A 17,219-nucleotide genomic window follows, 5' to 3' on the forward strand; every position below is an offset into this window, starting at 1 on the left:
CACTCCCCCTTCGATGCATCTTGCGATCATGGAGGCGGCACATGAGGCGGTGGCGGGAAGGGCCGGAGCGCATGAGAGCAAAAATCAACGGCCGTACGTTGGGCACACTTCCCCCGGCTTTTACAGAGTCGCCGGTTGAGCCGTTGACCTGGTTGGCCGGCGCCCATCAGGACCAGCTCGCGCTCTGCGACAGCCTGGAAGCCATTGCCGACAGCCTGCCGGATGAGATCAACCGCGAGACCTGCGCCTATGCCGCAAAGATGCTCGGGCCGATGATCAGGGATTTTCATGCCGGCGAGGAAGGGCTGGTCTTTGCCTGGATCGAGCAACGCTTCCCGGACGACACGTCAGTGCATGCCCTGCTTGAGCGCCTGAAATACGAGCATTGCGAGGACGAGTGTTTCGCCGAGGAACTGACCGAAATGCTCGGTCGCATTGGCGCGGCGGACAGGACCGTCAATGCCGAGACCGCCGGCTACATGCTGCGCGGCTTCTTCACCAATGTGCGTCGCCACATCAGCTTCGAGCAGGAGTGCCTTCGCAGCGTGCTTGTCCGGCGTTCAGGCGAAACGCCCTGCTAATGCTCCCGCAACTAGCCTGCTAGAACTCAAGCCACTTTGGAGTAGATATCGAGTTTGTCGCTGGAGACGAATCCATTCCGACGGTAGAACTCGGATACTTTACCCGAGCGTTGCGATACCAGCCACACTTTGTGACATCCCGCCGCTTTTGCCGCCTCGACGATGGCGCCGAGCAGTGCCGTTCCGACACCGGCACCCTGCGCAGCTGGAAGCACCGCAACCTCCTCCAAGTACAGCAACTGGCCCGCATAGTGTCGATGCCATGTGCCGATTGCGATCCCAACGAGATTATCTGCATCCCAAGCGGCTAACGCTATTCGCCTTGGCGCGGCCAAGAGCTGCGAGACACGCTCAGTTGCGGCTTCGACTGACCAGTCCTCATTCCAGGGAGGCGCCGCGTATGCGCGAGAAATGATGGTTGCTGCCGCCTCGAGGTCTACCTCGTTCATCTGGGTAATCAAAAAAGACATGCGCTCAGATTTCGTCATGACCTTCCATAGTATGTCTCTCGAACACCGGCGATGTGAGCGTTTCGAACCGGTGCACTCCGCCCGCCTACCGTCGATCGTGCTCAGCTTCCGTGATGTGCAAGAGTCGCAAACATCTCGAAATCGTCGCGCAATTTGCTGCTGAGATCTACCCTAACGATAGCGTGCCAAGAAATGAACGCAGTTGTTGAAATTAATGCGCGGTTGGAACAAACTGCCGCTGATACATAGTCGGCAGCTTTCCTCCGGCCCCGGCACGTCTTTTGCATCGGGTCGCGTCGTGAAGGACAAAATGGCTTCCTGTCTGCAGACCTTTGGAGGTTTGAGGCTTGTCGACTCGGAAAGCAACCACGTTGCTTTTCCGGAAAAGGGATTGCTGATTCTCGTTTACTTGCTCACAACCTCAAACGGCTCCGCGTATCGACAGGAGTTGGCCGCGTTTTTGTGGAGCAACGAGGACAAGGCCGTTTCGCTTTCGAACTTGCGTAAGACCGTTTCGAGAATAAAGACTCGCCAAAATGAACTCGGAGCGCAGTTCCTTTCCTTCACGGAAGCCATGATTTACGTTGATCGGGGGTCTCTGTCCTCCGATCTCCTGTCGATTGACAAGGAGGGTGTGGCAGAGCCTGTTGCTCGGCTCGTGCGCCTCATAGACCTATTGAAGCAGTCCTTCATCGGCGCGGTGACTGCGACAGCTCCGATTTTGACAGCTGGCTTGCGGAACGCAGAAAACAGCACAAGAGCCTCCTCAAAGATTCGCTGGAGCGAGCGGCACCTTTGGCCCGCACCCAAGCCGAATCTGAAGTCGTCAATGATGCGGCCATCCTCCTCTTCCGAGCCGAACCCGCGGATCCGGATACGCTCCAATTCCTCGTAAAAATATTCGGCTCGGAAAAAGACGTTGAGGAACTGCGACGTTTCTTTGAGCAGAGGAGCAGTTCAATTTCGCGAGGCATCGATGCTCTTAGCGTCGAAAGCCGGATTGGCTTCGCGAACTCTGCGCACAAAAAAACGCGCCTTATCCATGTGATCCAACATCGCCCAGTGGGCAGCTGAAAACCTGTCAGCCAAGCTGCGATCTTCCATCTGGCTAATGTAATCCAGCGATGCCTCGAAATGGCTGAGAGCGTAGTTGGCTCCCGCAGCGGTCCAGAGATAAGCGTCCGGGCTGAGAGGGTTCAACTCGATCGCGCGCTCAATCTTCTGCAAGGCCATAGCAGGGCGCGAACAATGGACCAACGTATCCGCGTGATCGGCGATAACATCCGGCCAAGCGTCGACCGGTGGCTGGCCGCCGTTCCGAGCAAGGAGCAATGGCACAAGGATCTCTACCGTGAAGGACTGAAGGAGGCAGGATTTTAACCGATGCCGGGAGCGTAGTGCCTCTCGATCCGCCCAAGGCAGGCGGGCTCAAGACAGTGACGGACCTTCGCGCAAGCGGCACAATCGTGACAAAGGGCGTGGACATGGCGGTGACCGTCACGTCTGCCGAGGCCGCATTTTGGTCACTATGATGGCTAGGCCGTAACCCCGCACGGCTCTTGAATCCGACAGCGCAGATATCGCAGCCGGTGATCACGCCGTGAACGACTGCCTCGCTGTGCCTTGCCGCAGCGCCATTGATCGACGGCGCTGCGGCTCAGGATCGAAGCCCATCGCCCGCGCCGCGTTGCGTTTTTCTCAGCGCGGGCTATCGATTTCCCGGAGGCACGACGCCGACATCGGCGCGCTACAGCCCTACCCTCAGCGCTCAGGCCGCAATTGCCCTGCGTCGGTCGACATGTTCCTGTATGACCAGGATTTGCGCCGATCAGCTTGCCGTTGCTCGACAGGCATGGCGTCATGCGGCAGCGAACCACCACCGTGCGCGCATCGACGGTCTTGGCAAAGGTGTAGTCGACGACTTCGCCGCCGAAGCAGCGGTCAAGATGGGCCTTCACGCGTTGCTCGAAGCGCTGGAGGCCGATGAACTCTACGATGTGCCGGCCGATGAGATCAATCGGCCTGCTTTCGAGATGATTTGCATTCAAGGGATTGGTGTAGAGATAGCGGTAATCCGGCGTGATGACGGCGATCCGGTCGGGAAAGCAGTCGAGAATCGCCTCGTTGAGCAATCCCTCGTCGGCGCGCCCCTTGCTCGGCAATTTTGCCTGGCGGTCGAGGTCGAGACCGGCGAGGTCTGCCACCCCCGTCGCCGCGAAATAGCGATCGATCAGCGATTGAAGCAAGTGCGAATGGCGCAGCACGCAGGACATGTCGTCCGCCTCGGCGCGCAGAATGTCGACCAGGAACTGAAACTGCAGCCGGGCGTCTTCCACGCTTGCGGCCTTCTCGTCATAGACCGCCCTCAGAATAGGATCGAGCTCACGATCCAGAATGCCGATCAGATGTTCGTCAGCCACGCTCACGGCATACTGCAACTGCGAATACTTGAACCAGAACAGTTCAATCAGTGCGTTCAATTCGAATCCCCATTCCCCCACGGCAAGGCCGTGTCGATGCACTTCAAGACAGACGGTAATGTCGCAGACGATATCCGGATTTTGATGATTTCCCCTCGCCCACCAAACTGCGGTGGGCCTGTCACCCCACAGCGCTTGCAGCAGCCCCCATACCACAACGATGAGTTTACACTCATTGCTGCATCGTTCAACAGGGAGAAAGCGCGCGCATTAAGCATTTTCGGATCATGGCAATGAACTACTCGGGGACGCGGCGAAGGACAGCCGAGTAGCGAGCCGCAGCCAGAATCGAGAGCGCACAGCGAGAATCTCGGGCTACCTCCTCCAGTTGAGGATCGCTGCTGGCGCCCGATCTTCCGTGATACATTGCAATTCGGGACCATATCCGGATCGAGGGGGCACGCATGATGCGGGGACTTTATAGGCTTGGCATTCGGATTTCGGCGCTAGCGATATTTCTCCCGGCGGCCCCGTAGTCTCTGCCGGCATCGGCAACGGACCCTTACACCTCGAACAACGGTCTCCATCCAACGGCGAGCGAATGGAGCGGCCCTTACCGCAGCTTGAACTACAACTATTCGCAAGGCCGAGAACAAGTGGTTCACGGTGGCGCCACGCATGCCGTTGAACTGGTTCCCGTCATTTATAACACCGCCTGCTAGCGGGGGGCGCCTTTAGAGGCTGCGCTTGATGTTCCAGCGGTCGTGATACCAGAGCCATTGGCCCGGATATTCGCGCACCCAGCTCTCGACCTTGTCGTTCAGCATCTGGGCCGTAGCATTGACGTCGACGCTGCCGTCCGTCCTGCGCGGGATCGTGATCGCCGGCTCGAGCTCCAGCCGGAAACGGCCGCCCGGCAAACGGATGCAGCGGGCGGGATAGACCTCGCAGTTGAACTGGCGCACGAGCTTGGCAAGAAGCGGATTGGTCTGCACGTCCCCGCCGAAGAACTTGGTTTTTAGACCCTTGCGGAACTTCTGGTCGACCAGAACGCCGACACCGCCGCCCCGCTCAAGCTGGCGGGCGAGCGCGAAGGAGGAACCGGCATGGGAGGGCACGAGATTGCCCATCCGCGCCTTGCGGAACTCGAAGACCTTGTCAGCCATGTAGGGATTGTTCGGCGGGCGGAAGAGGACCGTGACGTCGAGGCCGAAGGCCGAGCCCGCGACGGGCAGCATTTCGAAATTGCCGCTGTGCGCAGTAAAGACGATGAAGGGCCGCGGATTGTCGCGCAGGTCCAGGAACAGCGGAATACCGGAGACCTCAACCCTGCGCGGCTCTGGCCGATGAGGATCGAAATCGAAGAGCTGGTCGAGGAAGACGTATTCCGCCGCCATACGACCCATATTGCCCCAGCTGTCGAGCGCAATTTCCTCGAGCTCCGCCTCGCTCTTCTCCGGAAAGGCGTTGCGCAGATTGGTCAGTGTCAGTTTGTAGCGCCCGGTCTTCGGACCGATCCACCGGGCGACGCGGTCCATGAAGTTGATCGCCGTATCCGGCGGAAAGAGCTTCAGCACAGTCAGCAGCAGAAACACGAACTGCGCAATCAGCCATTGCCGAAAATGGTTGGCGGCCAGCACCAGCCGGGTGATAAGCATCCGCACGATGTTCAGTCCATCCGAAGGATGATCTTGCCGAAGACCTGCCGCGATTCCATCCGCTCCAAGGCACGATCGATATCATTGAAGCCGACTTCGGTATCGATCACCGGATGCACGAGGCCGCGGCCCATCTTCTGCATCGCATTCGCCATGTTTTCCATGCGGCAGCCGAAGGAGCCGAGCAGCTTCAGTTGCTGCTGGAAGAGCATCATCAGGTTCATGTCGGTCGATACGCCGGAGGTGGAGCCGCAGGTGACGAGACGCCCTCCCCGCTTCATCGACAGCATGGAGCCTGCCCAGGTGTCCTTCCCGACATGTTCGAAAACGACGTCGACGCCCTTCTTCTTGGTGAGCTTGCGCACCACGCCCTCGAAGCGGTCGGTGCGGTAGTTGATGACATGATCGGCGCCGAGCGCCTTTGCCCTCTCGATCTTGTCGTCCGAGCCGACAGTCGTGATCACCGTGCAGCCGATCTTCTTGGCAAGCTGGATCGCGGCCGTGCCGATGCCGGAACCGCCGGCATGGACGAGGATCGTTTCGCCGGGTTCGAGCTTGGCGTTGTCGAAGAGCATGTGTTCGACCGTGCCGAACGTGACGGGTGCCAGCGCAGCACCGACAGCGTCGACGCCCGGAGGCGCGGGAACGAGCAGGCGCGCCGGGAGGTTCACCAGTTCCTGCGCGAAACCGTCGAGGTGGAAGCCGTGCACGCCGCCCACATGTTCGCAGAGATTGTCGCGACCCTCGCGGCAGGGGCGGCAGAGCCCGCAGGTACGCGCGCCGTAGATCGAGACGAGTTGGCCGGGCAGGACATTGGCGACGCCTGGGCCGATGCTCTCGACCACGCCGGACGCTTCCGCGCCGATCACCAGCGGCATCTTGCGCTTGGCAAAGGCCATGCCGCGCCAGCCCCAAACGTCGATATGGTTGAGCGCGACGGCCTTGACGCGGAGCGTGACTTCACCGGGACCCGGCGTTTCCGGCTCCGGAAGGTCGGTGATTTCAAGCTTGCGGTCATCGAGCAGTTGCAGGGCGCGCATGGTCTTTCCTTTGAATATTCGGATCGCCGAAGGGCGGGGTCGTGCCGACTCTCAGGGCATATACACGTGTTGTGAGTGTGTCGCTATGCCGGTGGCGGCGCTGTACCCCCCTCTGACCGGCAGGCCAGAGGGGGGGTAGCGCTTGCGCCATCCTCAAGCCGGCTCCGCCGCCATGACAAGGCTGGCGTTCTGACCGCCGAAGCCGAAGGAGTTCGACAACACGGCAGTGACCTGCTGGCTGCGCTTCACGTTCGGCACCACGTCGAGAACAATCGCCGGGTCGGGGTTCTGGTAGTTGATGGTCGGCGGCAGCGTCCCGGTCAGCATCGTCTGGAGCGAGAAGACCGCCTCGACCGCGCCTGCGGCCGTCAGCGTATGGCCGATCATCGACTTGTTCGACGAAACCGGAATGGTCGGCAGGCGCTCGCCGAAGACGGACGACATCGACAGATATTCCATCTTGTCGTTCTCCGGCGTCGAGGTGCCGTGGGCATTGATGTAGCCGATGCCCGTCTCGTCGATGCCGGCGTCCTCGAGCGCGGCACGGATCGTCGCGATGGCGGGGCCGCCATCCGGCGACGAGCGCGTGCGGTGGAAAAGGTCTGCCTTTTCGCCGCAGCCCTTGAGGATGCCGTAGATGCGCGCGCCCCGGGCAACCGCCGCCTCCAGCGATTCAAGCACCAGCGTCGCAGCGCCTTCCGCGATGACGAAGCCGTCGCGGTCCTTGGTGAAGGGCTTCGAAGCCTTCTCGGGCGGGTCGTTCTGGGTCGAGAGGGCGGACAGCAGCGAGAAGCGTATCAGCGCCTCGGCACTGACCGAGCCGTCCGTTGCGACCGTCAGTGCCCGATCGGTGCGGCCCTGACGGATCGCCTCGATGCCGAGCTGGATCGCGGTGGCGCCGGAAGCGCAGGCCGTCGAAAGCGTGACCGGCAGGCCGCGCGTGCCGAAGCGGTCGGCAAGCCGTTCCGAGATCGAACCGAAGAGCACCGCCTCGTGAAACACCGGATCCGCCTTCTGCCGCATCGCAGCAAGGAAGCGGTTATAGGCGTCGCCCGGCCGCTCGGACGGCGGCGAACGGTCGGCAAGCTCGAAGCGTGCGCTCCATTCCGGCTCGATCGGCGGGGCGGCCAGGAACAACGGACCGTTGAAATCACCGGAAAGACCGGCCTGCGCCAGCGCCTCCAGTGTCGTTTCGCGCGCCATCGCATAGGAGCGCTCGACCGCATTTTCCGCCGGCAGTTCGATGAAATCGACGGTGCCGCTGATGCGGGTCGAAAGTCCCTCGGTCGGGAAGCGGGTGATCTTGTGGATGCCGGAAACGCCGCCGGTCAGCGCCGCCCAGTTGTCTTCGAGACCCTGGCCCAGCGAGGTGATGACGCCCATGCCGGTCACGGCGACGATCGGGCGGCCGAGATGATCCGTATATGCCTTGCTCATGGTTCGAGCCCCCTTATTCCGCTGAAAGCACGGCGATGCCTTCGCCGCGGGCGTGGCCGATGGTCGTCACGATCGCCGTCTTTGCCGGCGCCGTCATCGCGGCCTCCGCCTCGGGATCGAAGGGCGGAACCGTTGCGGCATGGCCGAGAGAGAGCGCCGCGAGCGCCAGCCCCACCGGAAACTGCGCCTCGATGCCGTGTCCGACGATACCGCCATAGGCGCGAACGGGCCGGTAGGCGAGCTTCGTTTCGAGAAACGCCTTCTCGCGGCGGGCGAGATCGTGGAAGCCGCTGGTGCCGGAAAAGACGACGCTCGACTGCGGCTCGAAGGCCGCTGCCGGTGCCGCGAGATCGGCAAGACGTGCCTCCAGCCGCCCATCCTGACGGCTGCCGCGATCGCCGCCGATCGCCTCGATCGAGGCATAGATGCGGGCGCCGCGCGCCTCGGCATATTGGCGCGATTCGAGAACAAGGAAGGCGCCAACGGAACCGAGGATCAATCCGCCGCCATCCTCAGGCTTGCGTGACCAGATCGGGTGCCAGTCGCCGAGGGCATGGCCCTGGATGGCTTCGATCAGCAGTATGATGTCCATGCGCTCGGCCGAAAACGCGCCGCCGACGAGCGTGTGGCTCGACTGGCCGGCCTTGATGCGGGCGAAGGCAGTTTCGAAGGCGGAAATGCCGGCCGCCTCCTCGCCCATGAAGGTGCGCGACGAGCCGGTCACCTTGTGGACGATGGAAATATTGCCGGCGAGCAGGTTGGAAAGCTGCGCAAGAAAGAGCGTCGGACGCAACTCCGTCGTCAGCTTCTCGTTCAGGAGCTGCTCCCGATCGTTGCGCTTCAGGCCCTCGTCGACGATCAGCGAATCGACGTTGATGTCGCGCTCGCCGCCGCCGGCGGCCACGATCATGTCCATGCTGCCGCAGGCTTCGAGATTGTCTTTCAGGCCCGCATCATCGAGTGCCAGGCCGGCGGCAAAGACGCCAAGGCGTTGCCAGTTCTCCATCTGCCGCTGGTCGCCACGTTTGGCGATCTGCTGCGACCAGTCGATCTCCGGCAGCGGATGCACCGGATAAGGGGCGAAGCGTTCCGTCTCGATGCGCGCCTTCGGCGGCTCGGCGGCGCTCAAGAGTGCGACATGCGGCTCAACACCGACGCCCTGGCTCGTCACGATACCGACGCCGGTGATCACCACGTCGTTTGCGGATTTCGTCATCTTCAGTTCTCCGAACCGGCCGTCGCGGCCATCAGTCCCAGTTCCTCGGCGCGCTTTCGGACGATATCGCCGAGCGGCACCTGGTCGAACGGCATCGTCCTCAGCTTCAGCTGGGCATCGCATATCTTCTTGCCGCCCGAGGTGATCTTCGCCTTTGTTACGGCAAAGCCGGATCCTTCATGCTCCAGCAGCGCCTCGATCTCAAGCTCGGTGGAAGGCTCTACAAAGGTGCGCATCTTGGCGCCGTCGACCGACATCAGGAAGGGCATCGCCGCAAATTTCGTCGCGGCAAGCACGAGGAAACCCGAGGCCTGCGCCATCGTCTCGATCAGGAGCACGCCTGGAACCAAGGGATAACCCGGAAAATGTCCCTCGAACACGGGGCTCTTTTCCGGAACGACGGACCGTGCCGTCAGGCGACCCGCCGCGAGATCGACCGTTTCGACGCGGTCGATCATCTGGAAGTATTCAAGGAGCATGAAGGCTGACCCCCGTTGGTTTCGGGCTCAAGTAAAAACGCCGATGCCGCCTGTCAAGCGCGGGACGCGACAGGCGGCATCGGGAAACGGAACGAACCGCGTCAGTGGAAGGTCTGTCAGGCTTTAGATCACGTGATTTTGGTTTGAAAAACCAAAATCATAAACGTGATCGATTCCAACAAAGTAAAGCGGGATGCGGGCGGAAACCCGCTTCACACCTTTCCTCATCCCGCTTTGGCAGCCCGAAGTTCATCGATTTTCGCACAGAGGTTCTTCAGCACGAAGTATTCCTCGGTCGACACCTTGCCTTCGTTGACCTCCTGGGTCCACTGCTCGAGCGGGATCTTGATCCCGAATTCCTTGTCGATCGCAAAAACGATGTCGAGGAAGTCCAAGCTGTCGATGCCGAGATCATCGATCGTGTGGCTTTCCGGCTTGATCGTCTCGCGATCGATCTCGCTGGTTTCCGCAATAATATCGGCGACCTTGTCGAATGTTGCTGTCACGCGCATACCTCATGAAAATCGAGTCTTGGCGATCCCTATAGAAAAATGCACGGCAAAAGCCAATGCCTCTTGGCTTTTGCCGTGGTGATTGCCGTGGCGATTAAAAAAACGGTGTTGCTAAACGGCGACCGAATGCCGGCCGCGCCCGTTCGAAAGATGAGCGTCGAAGACGGCGGCGACCGAGCGGGCGACGGGCCTCCCGCGCGCCGTGAGCTTGAAGACGCCAGCCTCGATCGTCGAGAGGCCATCGGTGTCGCGCGCACGGAAGAGCCGTGCCTCGTCGATGACTGATGCGGCGAGCGCCGGGAATTCCGCTTCGATGCGAGCGAAGGAGAAGCCGAACTCGCACATGACGAGAGCGATCACCCGCGCCCGCAGCCGATCCTCCGGCGTCAGGGTGTAGCCGCGAATAGCCGCAAGGCCGCCCTGCTCTACCCGGCGCAGATATTCACCGGTCGCCGGCATGTTCTGCACGTAACCCTGGCGGAACTGGCCGATCGCCGAAGCGCCGAGACCAATCAGGGTTTCAGCACTGTCGTCGGTGTAGCCCTGGAAATTCCGCCGCAACCGCCCTTCCCGGCTGGCAACGGCGAGCCTGTCGGAGGAACGCGCGAAATGGTCGATGCCAATCGCCTCGTAGCCGGCGGCGACGAGCATCTCCGCTGCCCGCGCCATCTGGGCGTAGCGCGCGAGTACGTCCGGCAGGCTCTCTTCCGGGATCATCTGCTGATGCTTCTTCATCCACGGCACATGGGCATAGCCGAACAGTGCGACCCGATCGGGGCCGAGAGACAACACTGCCTCGATGGTCCGCTCGAGCGTCGCCATCGTTTGATGTGGCAGACCGTAGAGCACATCGCAATTGACGGAACGCACGCCGCGCGCCCGCGACGCCTCGATCGCATTGCGCGTCTGCTCGTAGGTCTGGATGCGATTGATGGCCTTCTGCACGACCGGATCGAAATCCTGGATGCCGAAGCTCGCCCGGGTCATGCCGATCGCCGCCAGCGCATCGTGGCGCGCCTCGTCGAGATCGTTGGGATCCATCTCGACGCTAATCTCGCAATCCTCGGCAAAGGTGAAATGCCGCGAGAACCGGTTCTTCAGCGCGATAAGATCACCAGGTCGCACGAGTGTCGGCGAACCGCCGCCGAGATGCAGCGCGGTCACGCGTGCGCTCGACGTTACCCGGTTACCGACAGCCTCGATCTCCTGGTGGAGGCCCGCCAGATAGGCGGCCACGGGTTCGTAGCGCAGCGTCTGCTTCGTATGGCAGGCGCAGAACCAACAGAGGCGGTCGCAATAGGGAATATGCGCGTAGAGCGACAGGCTGTCGCTCTCGCCGATCGCACCGAGCCAGCTCTCGTATTCCGCGTTGCCGATTTCTCCGGAGAAGTGCGGCGCGGTTGGGTAGCTGGTGTAGCGCGGCACCGCCGCCGCATATTTCAGAACGAGTGCGTCTTCCATCTTTCTCTCCAAGAAGGTGAAGGAGAGATAAGCGAGAGTGGCGCGGCCGCCTTTGATTTTGATCAAGTAAGCCGCGAACTTCGAAAAATTGACACTTCGCAATTTCATCTGAGACATAGTTTCGCGGTTCCGGAACTGGCACCTGTCAACTCTTGATTTGAGAACTTCAATCCTCTTTGGTTCCTTCAGCGCCGCGCGTCTTATCAAACGCGCAAAGGACGCTGTTACACAGTGGGGCACGGAAGAATTGCAAATCGTCAGCGAACATAGCCGCAAGGACATCCATAATTCGGACATCCCGGTCGTCTGCGTTGCATGCGAGGCGCGCCACGGCGGCGTGTGCAGTACACTCACGCCAAGCCAACTCACCGAACTCAGCCGCCATTCGACCCGCCGACGCATCGATCCGGGCAGGGAGATGGTCGGCCAGGGCGAAGCGACCAACAATTATGCGAACATCATTCGCGGCGTGGTGAAGCTGAGCAAGATGCTCTCCGACGGTCGCCAGCAGATCGTCGGCCTGCAGTTCGCACCCGACTTCATGGGCAGGCCCTTCACTCGCGAGAGCGCATTGAGCGCGGAAGCGGCAACCGGCATCGATATCTGCGCCTTCCCGCGCGCCGTCGTCGAGCGGCTGGTCGCGGAGGCGCCCGGGCTGGAACATCGGTTGCACGAGCAGGCTCTAAAGGAACTCGACGAAGCACGCGACTGGATGCTGACGCTCGGACGCAAGACCGCGCAGGAAAAGGTCGCGAGCTTCCTCTACCTCATCGCCACGCACATCGATCCGGAGCATGGCGATGCAACCGAGTTCGACCTGCCGCTGTCGCGCGCCGATATCGCCGACTACCTCGGTCTCACCATCGAAACGGTAAGCCGTCAGATCACGAAGCTGCGCAAGGACGGCGTGATCCGCGTCGAGAACAGCCGCCGGGTCATAGTGCCCGACGTCGACCGACTGATGCGCTTCGCCGGTATGGATTGACAGCACGGTGCGTTGCACCGCGAATCGAAGTTCTATTTGAAGCTGCCTTCCACGGCCAAGCGCGGATCGTCGAGAAGGATCGCGTCCGGTGCGATCTGTCGTAGCCGTTCAAGCCCTTCCCGATCGACCAAGCCGACGGGAAACGGCGGGTACTCGGCACGAGGGACCATCCGCGGCTGACCAACCATCACGGCAAGCCGCATGCCGGCGTTACGCACGGTGGCAGCACGTTCGGCGGTCGCATCGCGCTGCCACAGCCTGAACCAGCTTGCACCCGCTCGCCGCGCCTCTGGTGCGGAGTCCGGCTGTTCCAGGAAAGCAAGAACAGCGATATCTGCCACGATGTCTTGCGCGGCACCGATAAGTCCGATGTCACGCAATCCAAGCAGAGTTCGCTCGACCGCGTCCATGAGCACGATTTCGCCGATGGTTTGCGAAAGAAGCCGTTCCTCCGTCAGCTTGACGTCGAGCAGAATGCCCAACGGATGAGAGGCAGCAAGGGCATCCCTTAATGTCATTACCGACGGCAGCAGGCTGCGGAGGGTTGCCAGATCGAGCTCGGCCACTGCACGCGCGTCACCGCACAGCCGCCGAAGATCGGCATCGTGCATGCAGACAAGGGCTCCATCGCTTGTCCGGCGGACATCCGTCTCGATGGCATCGGCGCCGGCCGCCGCTGCCGCCTTGAGAGCGCCGACGGTATTTTCAGTGGCGAGAGCCCCACCGGCGCGATGAGCGATGATGAGCGGCTGGCGTTTGGATGTCTCGTTCCACAATGAGGTCATCACATCTGATATACCGGGGATCAGACAAAAACAGAAGAAATTCAGAACAGCAATGCCACCAGAGCCGCGGCGGCAAAAGCCAGCGTCATGGCCGAGCATGCCCCGTAGAAGACGGAAACCGCGGCATCGATATCCTCCGGGATCGCGACCGATCTTCCGGGCTCGTTGATCATCGGCTCGTCGACCCTCACGCCGCTATAGGTCCGCGGCCCAGCCAGCTGGATGTCGAGTGCACCCGACATCGCCGCCTCGGGCCATCCGGAATTCGGCGAGCGATGGAGGCCATGGTCGCGCAAGGCAACGGCGATGGCATTGCGCGCCGCCTCGATGCCGCGATAAAGGCGGGCGCCGGCGGCAACGAGCAGGATCGAAAGCCGCGCGGCAGGCCAGTTGGCAAGATCGTCCAGCCGTGCGGAGGCCCAGCCGAAATGCAGATATTTCGGGCTCTTGTGGCCGATCATCGAATCCGCCGTGTTCAGCATCTTGTAGGCGAACAGGCCCGGAAGCCCGGCGATTGCGTACCAGAAGGCGGGAGCCACGACGCCGTCGGAAAAGTTTTCGGCTAGGCTCTCGATCGCCGCCCGGCAGACGCCGGGCTCGTCGAGCGTCTTCGGATCGCGCCCGACAATCATCGACACCGCCGCCCTGCCGCCTTCGAGGCCTTCGCCACGCAGAGCTTGCGCCACGCGCACCACATGTTCTGCGAGGCTCTTCTGGGCGAGAAAGACCGCAACGAGGAACGCTTCCAGCAGGAAGCCAATGGCACCCAGCTCGCCGAACAGGCGGTTAAGAACGACGCCGACTACGATGCTCGCCATCAGCAGGAGCAGAATCGTCGCCAAGCCCCGCATTTTCAGGGCGCCCGCTCCCGCGCTGCCGCGGTTGAGCGCCCGATCGAAAAGCCCGATCGCCTTGCCGAAAAAAACGACCGGATGCGTCACGCGCGACCAGAGCCAGTCGGGATCGCCGACGAGACGGTCGATTATCAGCGCAACGATGAGGATGAGGAAAATTTCAGCCGTCATTACACACCTGTCCGCTGCAAGGCATCGGCGAGGCGCCGATCACCGTTTTCGTCCGGGGTGAGTCCTATCCTGAGCCAGTGCGGGTTGTAGTCGAACCTGCGGGTCAGGACGTGCACTTCGCAGAGCGCGGTATGAAGCTCGTGGGCGCGCTCATTTTCGATTAGGGTGAAAAGCCCCGTACCGCCCGCGATCTTCAGGCCGGCCGTGCGGAGCACCGCGTCGAGCTCGGCCTTGCGCGCGAGAATGCCTCGCGCAATCGCATCGGTGTCGCCTTCCATGAGTTTCGCGGAAATGGCAAGCGCCGGGCCGGAAACCGCCCAGGGACCGAGCCATTCGCCGAACCCCCTAAGCACGGGAGCGCCGGCGATGACGAAGCCGAGCCTCAGGCCCGCAAGCCCGAAGAACTTGCCGAAGGAGCGGAAGACGATGAGATTGTCGAATGCGGCGGCATATCGGGCGACGCTCGCATCCGGCTCAAGATCGCCGAAGGCCTCGTCGACCACGAGCAAGCCCCCATGCGCTTTCATGGCCTCGGCCATCGCAAAAATTTCCTCCGGCGGGAAGATCCGCCCGGTCGGATTGTTGGGATTGACGACCACGGCAAGGCGATGCGCCGCGGTGAGATCGTCAGCGCGCTCGACGGAGTCGACCGCAATGCCGGCGACTGCGAGCACGCGGGCATATTCGCCATAAGTCGGCGCGAATACGGCGGCGCGCTTGCTCGTCTCCACCAGCCGCGGCAGCAACTGGATTGCCGCCTGGGTCCCGGGCACCGGCAGGGGCAGGATATCGCCGGTTCGGTAATAGCGGCTCGCAGCCAGTCGAGCCCCCTCTTCGACATAGCGGTCCGGCAGGCGATGCCAGATGCGCCGGTCGATCTCCGGCAGAGAAACCGGGCACGGGTTGATGCCGGTCGAAAGATCGAGCCAGTCACCCGGCGTGCCACCGAAACGCGCGGCGGCCTCGGTGATCCCGCCGCCATGAAGGATGGGAGCGGTCATCGCCTGTCCGAGAGATCGATGAGATGCATGAAGGAGCCGGCGACATTGCCGCGCCGGAGGCCAGCATGGCCGAGATCGACACCCGCGGCGTCACGGACCGCGAAGAGCGGTTCTGCCGCCCCTTCGGAGACAATCGTCGCGTAATGGAATTCGTGCGCCGTCATCGGTCCATCGAAAAATGCGTTGTCGAGCGGCGCGACGCGCCGGTATCCAAGATGCCGCTTGCGCTCCGCAAAGCTGGTCACCAGCGGCAAGAGGCCGAGCATCTCGTAACGCCTGCCATCCGCTGCGACAAGCCCCTCGCCGAGAGTCATGTAGCCGCCGCACTCCCCGAAGATGCGCGCGCCTGCCTCCGCCGCCTCTTGCATGGCCTTGCGGAACTGCGTCGCCCCGGCCAGTATTTCGGCGTGCAGTTCGGGATAGCCGCCGGGCAGATAGATCGCGCTCACGCCGCTTTCGGGCGCTTCGTCCTGAAGCGGCGAAAAGAACGAAATTTCCGCACCCTGCCCGCGCCAGCCGGAAACGAGGTGCGCGTAACAGAAGGCGAATGCGACGTCGCGGGCGACGGCGATTCGCTGGCCGAGCGGCTTCAGAGTGGCTATTTCCGATTTGGCCGCCTGCGGTGGCGAGGGTGTCGCGGCAGCCAGGATCGCGTCGAGATCGCAATTCGCCTCGACAAGGTCCGCGGCGTGGTCGATGAACGGTTCAAGGCTCCCGTGCTCGCCCGCCTGCACAAGGCCCAGGTGACGCTCCGGCAGTTTCAGCGTGCCCTCATGTCGAAGCACGCCGAAGATCGACACGCCGGCACGCTCGAGCGCATCGCGCAGCATCATCTCGTGGCGATCGCTGCCGACCTTGTTGAGGATGACGCCGACGACGCGGATATCGTCTCGGTAGTCCGCGTAACCGCGAACCAGCGCCGCGACCGAATGGGACAGACGGGCGCAGTCGACGACGAGGATAACGGCCAGGCCAAGGGTCGCGGCAAGATCCGCCGGCGCGCCGCTGCCGTCGGCGGCGCCATCGTGAAGCCCCATCATCGCCTCGACGACAAGCGTACGCCCGTCCGCAGCCGCCTGCGCAGCATTGGCGACGAGCAATTCGGGGCGCATCGCCCAGGGATCGTAATTGAGGCAGGGTTCACCGCTTGCGGCAGTGTGGAAGGCGGGATCGATATAGTCGGGCCCGGCCTTGCCGGGCGCAATGGCGATGCCGCGCCGCCTCAGCGCCCGCATCAGCCCGAGCGTCACCGTCGTCTTGCCCGAGCCGGAGCTCGGGGCAGCAATCAACAGACCGTTCATGCGCGATCCCGAACAACACGGTTCGCGAAGGGATCGGCCGCGAGCACGCGGCCATCACGTGCCCCAAGCCAGTCGAGGGCCGCGCGCAGGCGAACGACCTCGCCGACGACGACGATTGCCGGCGGCTCGAGGCCGGACGCCGCGACATCGGCTTCGGCGCGCGACAGCGTGGTCTCCAGCACCACCTGCTCCGGCGTCGCGGCATTGCAGACGAAGGCGACCGGCTCCTCCGGCGAGCGGCCGCCGGCAATGAGATTCGCGGCGATCTGGCCGATATGCTTCATCGCCATGTACATGACGATCACCGGAGAGCCCTTGGCGATGCCTTCCCAGTTGATCCGATCCGGCACGACGCCCGAGGAGTCGTGCCCGGTCAGGAACGTGACCGCATGATTGACCTCGCGATGCGTCACCGGAATGCCGGCATAGGCAAGACCGCCGATGCCGGCGGTGATGCCCGGAACGATGCGGAACGGAATGCCGTGCTCGACGAGCGTCAGCGCTTCCTCGCCGCCCCGGCCGAAAACGAAGGGATCGCCGCCCTTGAGGCGGAGCACGCGGTTTCCGGCGCGCGCCAGTTCGACAAGGCGCAGCGAGATGTCGCGCTGCTTCGGCGAGGGTTTGCCGCCGCGTTTTCCGGCAAATTCCAGCGTTGCGCCGGACTTTGCGAGCTTCAGGCAGTCGCCGCTCACCAGCGCATCATGGACGATCACGTCCGCCTGGCGCAGCGCATTGGCGGCGTGCAGCGTCAGAAGGGCAGGGTCACCCGGACCGGCACCGACCAGCCAGACGCTACCGGGTTCAAGTTCGGGCAGGCCGGCGAAAAGTGCATCCGTCATGAAATAATC

The 17,219-nt window shown here is 62.5% G+C and carries 18 protein-coding genes and 1 pseudogene; 4 read left to right on the forward strand and 15 right to left on the reverse strand.

What is annotated here, in order from left to right; all coding sequences use genetic code 11:
- The first annotated feature begins 71 nt into the window (after nt 1-71).
- Entirely contained in the window at nt 72-581 is a 510-nt protein-coding gene (locus QN219_RS27945; RefSeq protein ID WP_284003529.1) for a hemerythrin domain-containing protein, read from the forward strand.
- A gap of 26 nt (nt 582-607) precedes the next feature.
- Here the strand turns inward: QN219_RS27945 and QN219_RS27950 are convergent, their stop codons facing one another.
- A complete protein-coding gene (locus QN219_RS27950; protein ID WP_309486632.1) occupies nt 608-1,069 on the reverse strand; it encodes a GNAT family N-acetyltransferase in 462 nt (153 codons plus the stop codon).
- Between the two features lie 184 nt (nt 1,070-1,253).
- Here QN219_RS27950 and QN219_RS27955 point away from each other — a divergent pair, with 184 nt between their 5' ends.
- Complete coding sequence (locus QN219_RS27955; RefSeq protein ID WP_284003530.1) at nt 1,254-1,946, forward strand: hypothetical protein; 693 nt, start codon at nt 1,254-1,256, stop codon at nt 1,944-1,946.
- A 92-nt stretch (nt 1,947-2,038) separates the two neighbouring features.
- Here the strand turns inward: QN219_RS27955 and QN219_RS27960 are convergent.
- Nucleotides 2,039-2,341: pseudogene (locus tag QN219_RS27960) on the reverse strand (hypothetical protein); the annotation flags it as partial.
- On the opposite strand from QN219_RS27960, the gene QN219_RS27965 reads away from it, so the two are divergent.
- Complete coding sequence (locus QN219_RS27965) at nt 2,300-2,431, forward strand: hypothetical protein (RefSeq protein WP_284003603.1); 132 nt, start codon at nt 2,300-2,302, stop codon at nt 2,429-2,431. The pseudogene QN219_RS27960 and the gene QN219_RS27965 sit on opposite strands and share 42 nt — an antisense overlap.
- A gap of 155 nt (nt 2,432-2,586) precedes the next feature.
- Here the strand turns inward: QN219_RS27965 and QN219_RS27970 are convergent, their stop codons facing one another.
- The 8 genes from QN219_RS27970 to hemN all read right to left on the reverse strand — a co-directional run bounded on the left by QN219_RS27970 (nt 2,587) and on the right by hemN (nt 11,274).
- Complete coding sequence (locus tag QN219_RS27970; protein WP_284003531.1) at nt 2,587-3,531, reverse strand: PAS domain-containing protein; 945 nt, start codon at nt 3,529-3,531, stop codon at nt 2,587-2,589.
- A 674-nt stretch (nt 3,532-4,205) separates the two neighbouring features.
- Entirely contained in the window at nt 4,206-5,129 is a 924-nt protein-coding gene (locus QN219_RS27975; protein WP_284003601.1) for a lipid A biosynthesis lauroyl acyltransferase, read from the reverse strand.
- An 11-nt stretch (nt 5,130-5,140) separates the two neighbouring features.
- Nucleotides 5,141-6,169, reverse strand: a complete 1,029-nt coding sequence (locus tag QN219_RS27980) for a zinc-binding dehydrogenase (protein ID WP_284003532.1) — start codon at nt 6,167-6,169, stop codon at nt 5,141-5,143.
- 153 nt (nt 6,170-6,322) lie between these two features.
- On the reverse strand, nt 6,323-7,606 hold the full coding sequence (locus QN219_RS27985) for a beta-ketoacyl-ACP synthase (RefSeq protein ID WP_284003533.1): 1,284 nt from the start codon (nt 7,604-7,606) through the stop codon (nt 6,323-6,325).
- A gap of 13 nt (nt 7,607-7,619) precedes the next feature.
- On the reverse strand, nt 7,620-8,822 hold the full coding sequence (locus QN219_RS27990) for a beta-ketoacyl-ACP synthase (RefSeq protein WP_284003534.1): 1,203 nt from the start codon (nt 8,820-8,822) through the stop codon (nt 7,620-7,622).
- 2 nt (nt 8,823-8,824) lie between these two features.
- Complete coding sequence (locus QN219_RS27995) at nt 8,825-9,301, reverse strand: 3-hydroxyacyl-ACP dehydratase FabZ family protein (RefSeq protein WP_284003535.1); 477 nt, start codon at nt 9,299-9,301, stop codon at nt 8,825-8,827.
- Nucleotides 9,302-9,525: 224 nt separating this feature from the next.
- Nucleotides 9,526-9,813, reverse strand: coding sequence for an acyl carrier protein (locus QN219_RS28000; RefSeq protein WP_010969581.1), 288 nt, complete (start codon nt 9,811-9,813; stop codon nt 9,526-9,528).
- A 111-nt stretch (nt 9,814-9,924) separates the two neighbouring features.
- On the reverse strand, nt 9,925-11,274 hold the full coding sequence (hemN, locus tag QN219_RS28005) for an oxygen-independent coproporphyrinogen III oxidase (protein WP_284003536.1): 1,350 nt from the start codon (nt 11,272-11,274) through the stop codon (nt 9,925-9,927).
- Nucleotides 11,275-11,521: 247 nt separating this feature from the next.
- On the opposite strand from hemN, the gene QN219_RS28010 reads away from it, so the two are divergent.
- Nucleotides 11,522-12,259: a Crp/Fnr family transcriptional regulator gene (locus QN219_RS28010; protein ID WP_284003538.1), complete on the forward strand. Its 738-nt coding sequence runs from the start codon at nt 11,522-11,524 to the stop codon at nt 12,257-12,259.
- A 32-nt stretch (nt 12,260-12,291) separates the two neighbouring features.
- Here the strand turns inward: QN219_RS28010 and QN219_RS28015 are convergent, their stop codons facing one another.
- The 5 genes from QN219_RS28015 to cobA are packed head-to-tail and all read right to left on the reverse strand — an operon-like array spanning nt 12,292 to nt 17,210.
- A complete protein-coding gene (locus tag QN219_RS28015; RefSeq protein WP_284003539.1) occupies nt 12,292-13,044 on the reverse strand; it encodes a glycerophosphodiester phosphodiesterase family protein in 753 nt (250 codons plus the stop codon).
- Between the two features lie 41 nt (nt 13,045-13,085).
- Nucleotides 13,086-14,069: an adenosylcobinamide-phosphate synthase CbiB gene (gene cbiB / locus QN219_RS28020; RefSeq protein ID WP_284003541.1), complete on the reverse strand. Its 984-nt coding sequence runs from the start codon at nt 14,067-14,069 to the stop codon at nt 13,086-13,088.
- The gene (gene cobD / locus QN219_RS28025) at nt 14,069-15,070 is read right to left on the reverse strand and encodes a threonine-phosphate decarboxylase CobD (RefSeq protein ID WP_284003542.1); all 1,002 of its coding nucleotides are present in this window, start codon (nt 15,068-15,070) and stop codon (nt 14,069-14,071) included. The genes cbiB and cobD overlap by 1 nt, the downstream gene beginning before the upstream one ends.
- Entirely contained in the window at nt 15,067-16,371 is a 1,305-nt protein-coding gene (locus QN219_RS28030; protein ID WP_284003543.1) for a cobyrinate a,c-diamide synthase, read from the reverse strand. Before QN219_RS28030 ends, cobD begins: the two co-directional genes overlap by 4 nt.
- Nucleotides 16,368-17,210 carry a uroporphyrinogen-III C-methyltransferase gene (gene cobA, locus QN219_RS28035; RefSeq protein ID WP_284003544.1) on the reverse strand — a complete coding sequence of 281 codons (843 nt, stop codon included), beginning with the start codon at nt 17,208-17,210 and terminating at the stop codon, nt 16,368-16,370. The genes QN219_RS28030 and cobA overlap by 4 nt, the downstream gene beginning before the upstream one ends.
- Between the last annotated feature and the right edge of the window lie 9 nt (nt 17,211-17,219).

Source organism: Sinorhizobium sp. 8-89, from assembly GCF_030124325.1.
GTDB lineage: Bacteria > Pseudomonadota > Alphaproteobacteria > Rhizobiales > Rhizobiaceae > Sinorhizobium.

Excerpts from the sequence above, each read along its gene's own strand:
- QN219_RS27945 (WP_284003529.1), top strand. The coding sequence starts at position 72 with ATGAGAGCAAAAATCAACGGCCGTACGTTGGGCACACTTCCCCCGGCT.
- QN219_RS27950 (WP_309486632.1), bottom strand. The coding sequence starts at position 1,069 with ATGACGAAATCTGAGCGCATGTCTTTTTTGATTACCCAGATGAACGAG.
- QN219_RS27965 (WP_284003603.1), top strand. The coding sequence starts at position 2,300 with ATGGACCAACGTATCCGCGTGATCGGCGATAACATCCGGCCAAGCGTC.
- QN219_RS27975 (WP_284003601.1), bottom strand. The coding sequence starts at position 5,129 with ATGCTTATCACCCGGCTGGTGCTGGCCGCCAACCATTTTCGGCAATGG.
- QN219_RS27980 (WP_284003532.1), bottom strand. The coding sequence starts at position 6,169 with ATGCGCGCCCTGCAACTGCTCGATGACCGCAAGCTTGAAATCACCGAC.
- QN219_RS27985 (WP_284003533.1), bottom strand. The coding sequence starts at position 7,606 with ATGAGCAAGGCATATACGGATCATCTCGGCCGCCCGATCGTCGCCGTG.
- QN219_RS27990 (WP_284003534.1), bottom strand. The coding sequence starts at position 8,822 with ATGACGAAATCCGCAAACGACGTGGTGATCACCGGCGTCGGTATCGTG.
- QN219_RS27995 (WP_284003535.1), bottom strand. The coding sequence starts at position 9,301 with ATGCTCCTTGAATACTTCCAGATGATCGACCGCGTCGAAACGGTCGAT.
- QN219_RS28000 (WP_010969581.1), bottom strand. The coding sequence starts at position 9,813 with ATGCGCGTGACAGCAACATTCGACAAGGTCGCCGATATTATTGCGGAA.
- hemN (WP_284003536.1), bottom strand. The coding sequence starts at position 11,274 with ATGGAAGACGCACTCGTTCTGAAATATGCGGCGGCGGTGCCGCGCTAC.
- QN219_RS28015 (WP_284003539.1), bottom strand. The coding sequence starts at position 13,044 with ATGACCTCATTGTGGAACGAGACATCCAAACGCCAGCCGCTCATCATC.
- cbiB (WP_284003541.1), bottom strand. The coding sequence starts at position 14,069 with ATGACGGCTGAAATTTTCCTCATCCTCATCGTTGCGCTGATAATCGAC.
- cobD (WP_284003542.1), bottom strand. The coding sequence starts at position 15,070 with ATGACCGCTCCCATCCTTCATGGCGGCGGGATCACCGAGGCCGCCGCG.
- QN219_RS28030 (WP_284003543.1), bottom strand. The coding sequence starts at position 16,371 with ATGAACGGTCTGTTGATTGCTGCCCCGAGCTCCGGCTCGGGCAAGACG.
- cobA (WP_284003544.1), bottom strand. The coding sequence starts at position 17,210 with ATGACGGATGCACTTTTCGCCGGCCTGCCCGAACTTGAACCCGGTAGC.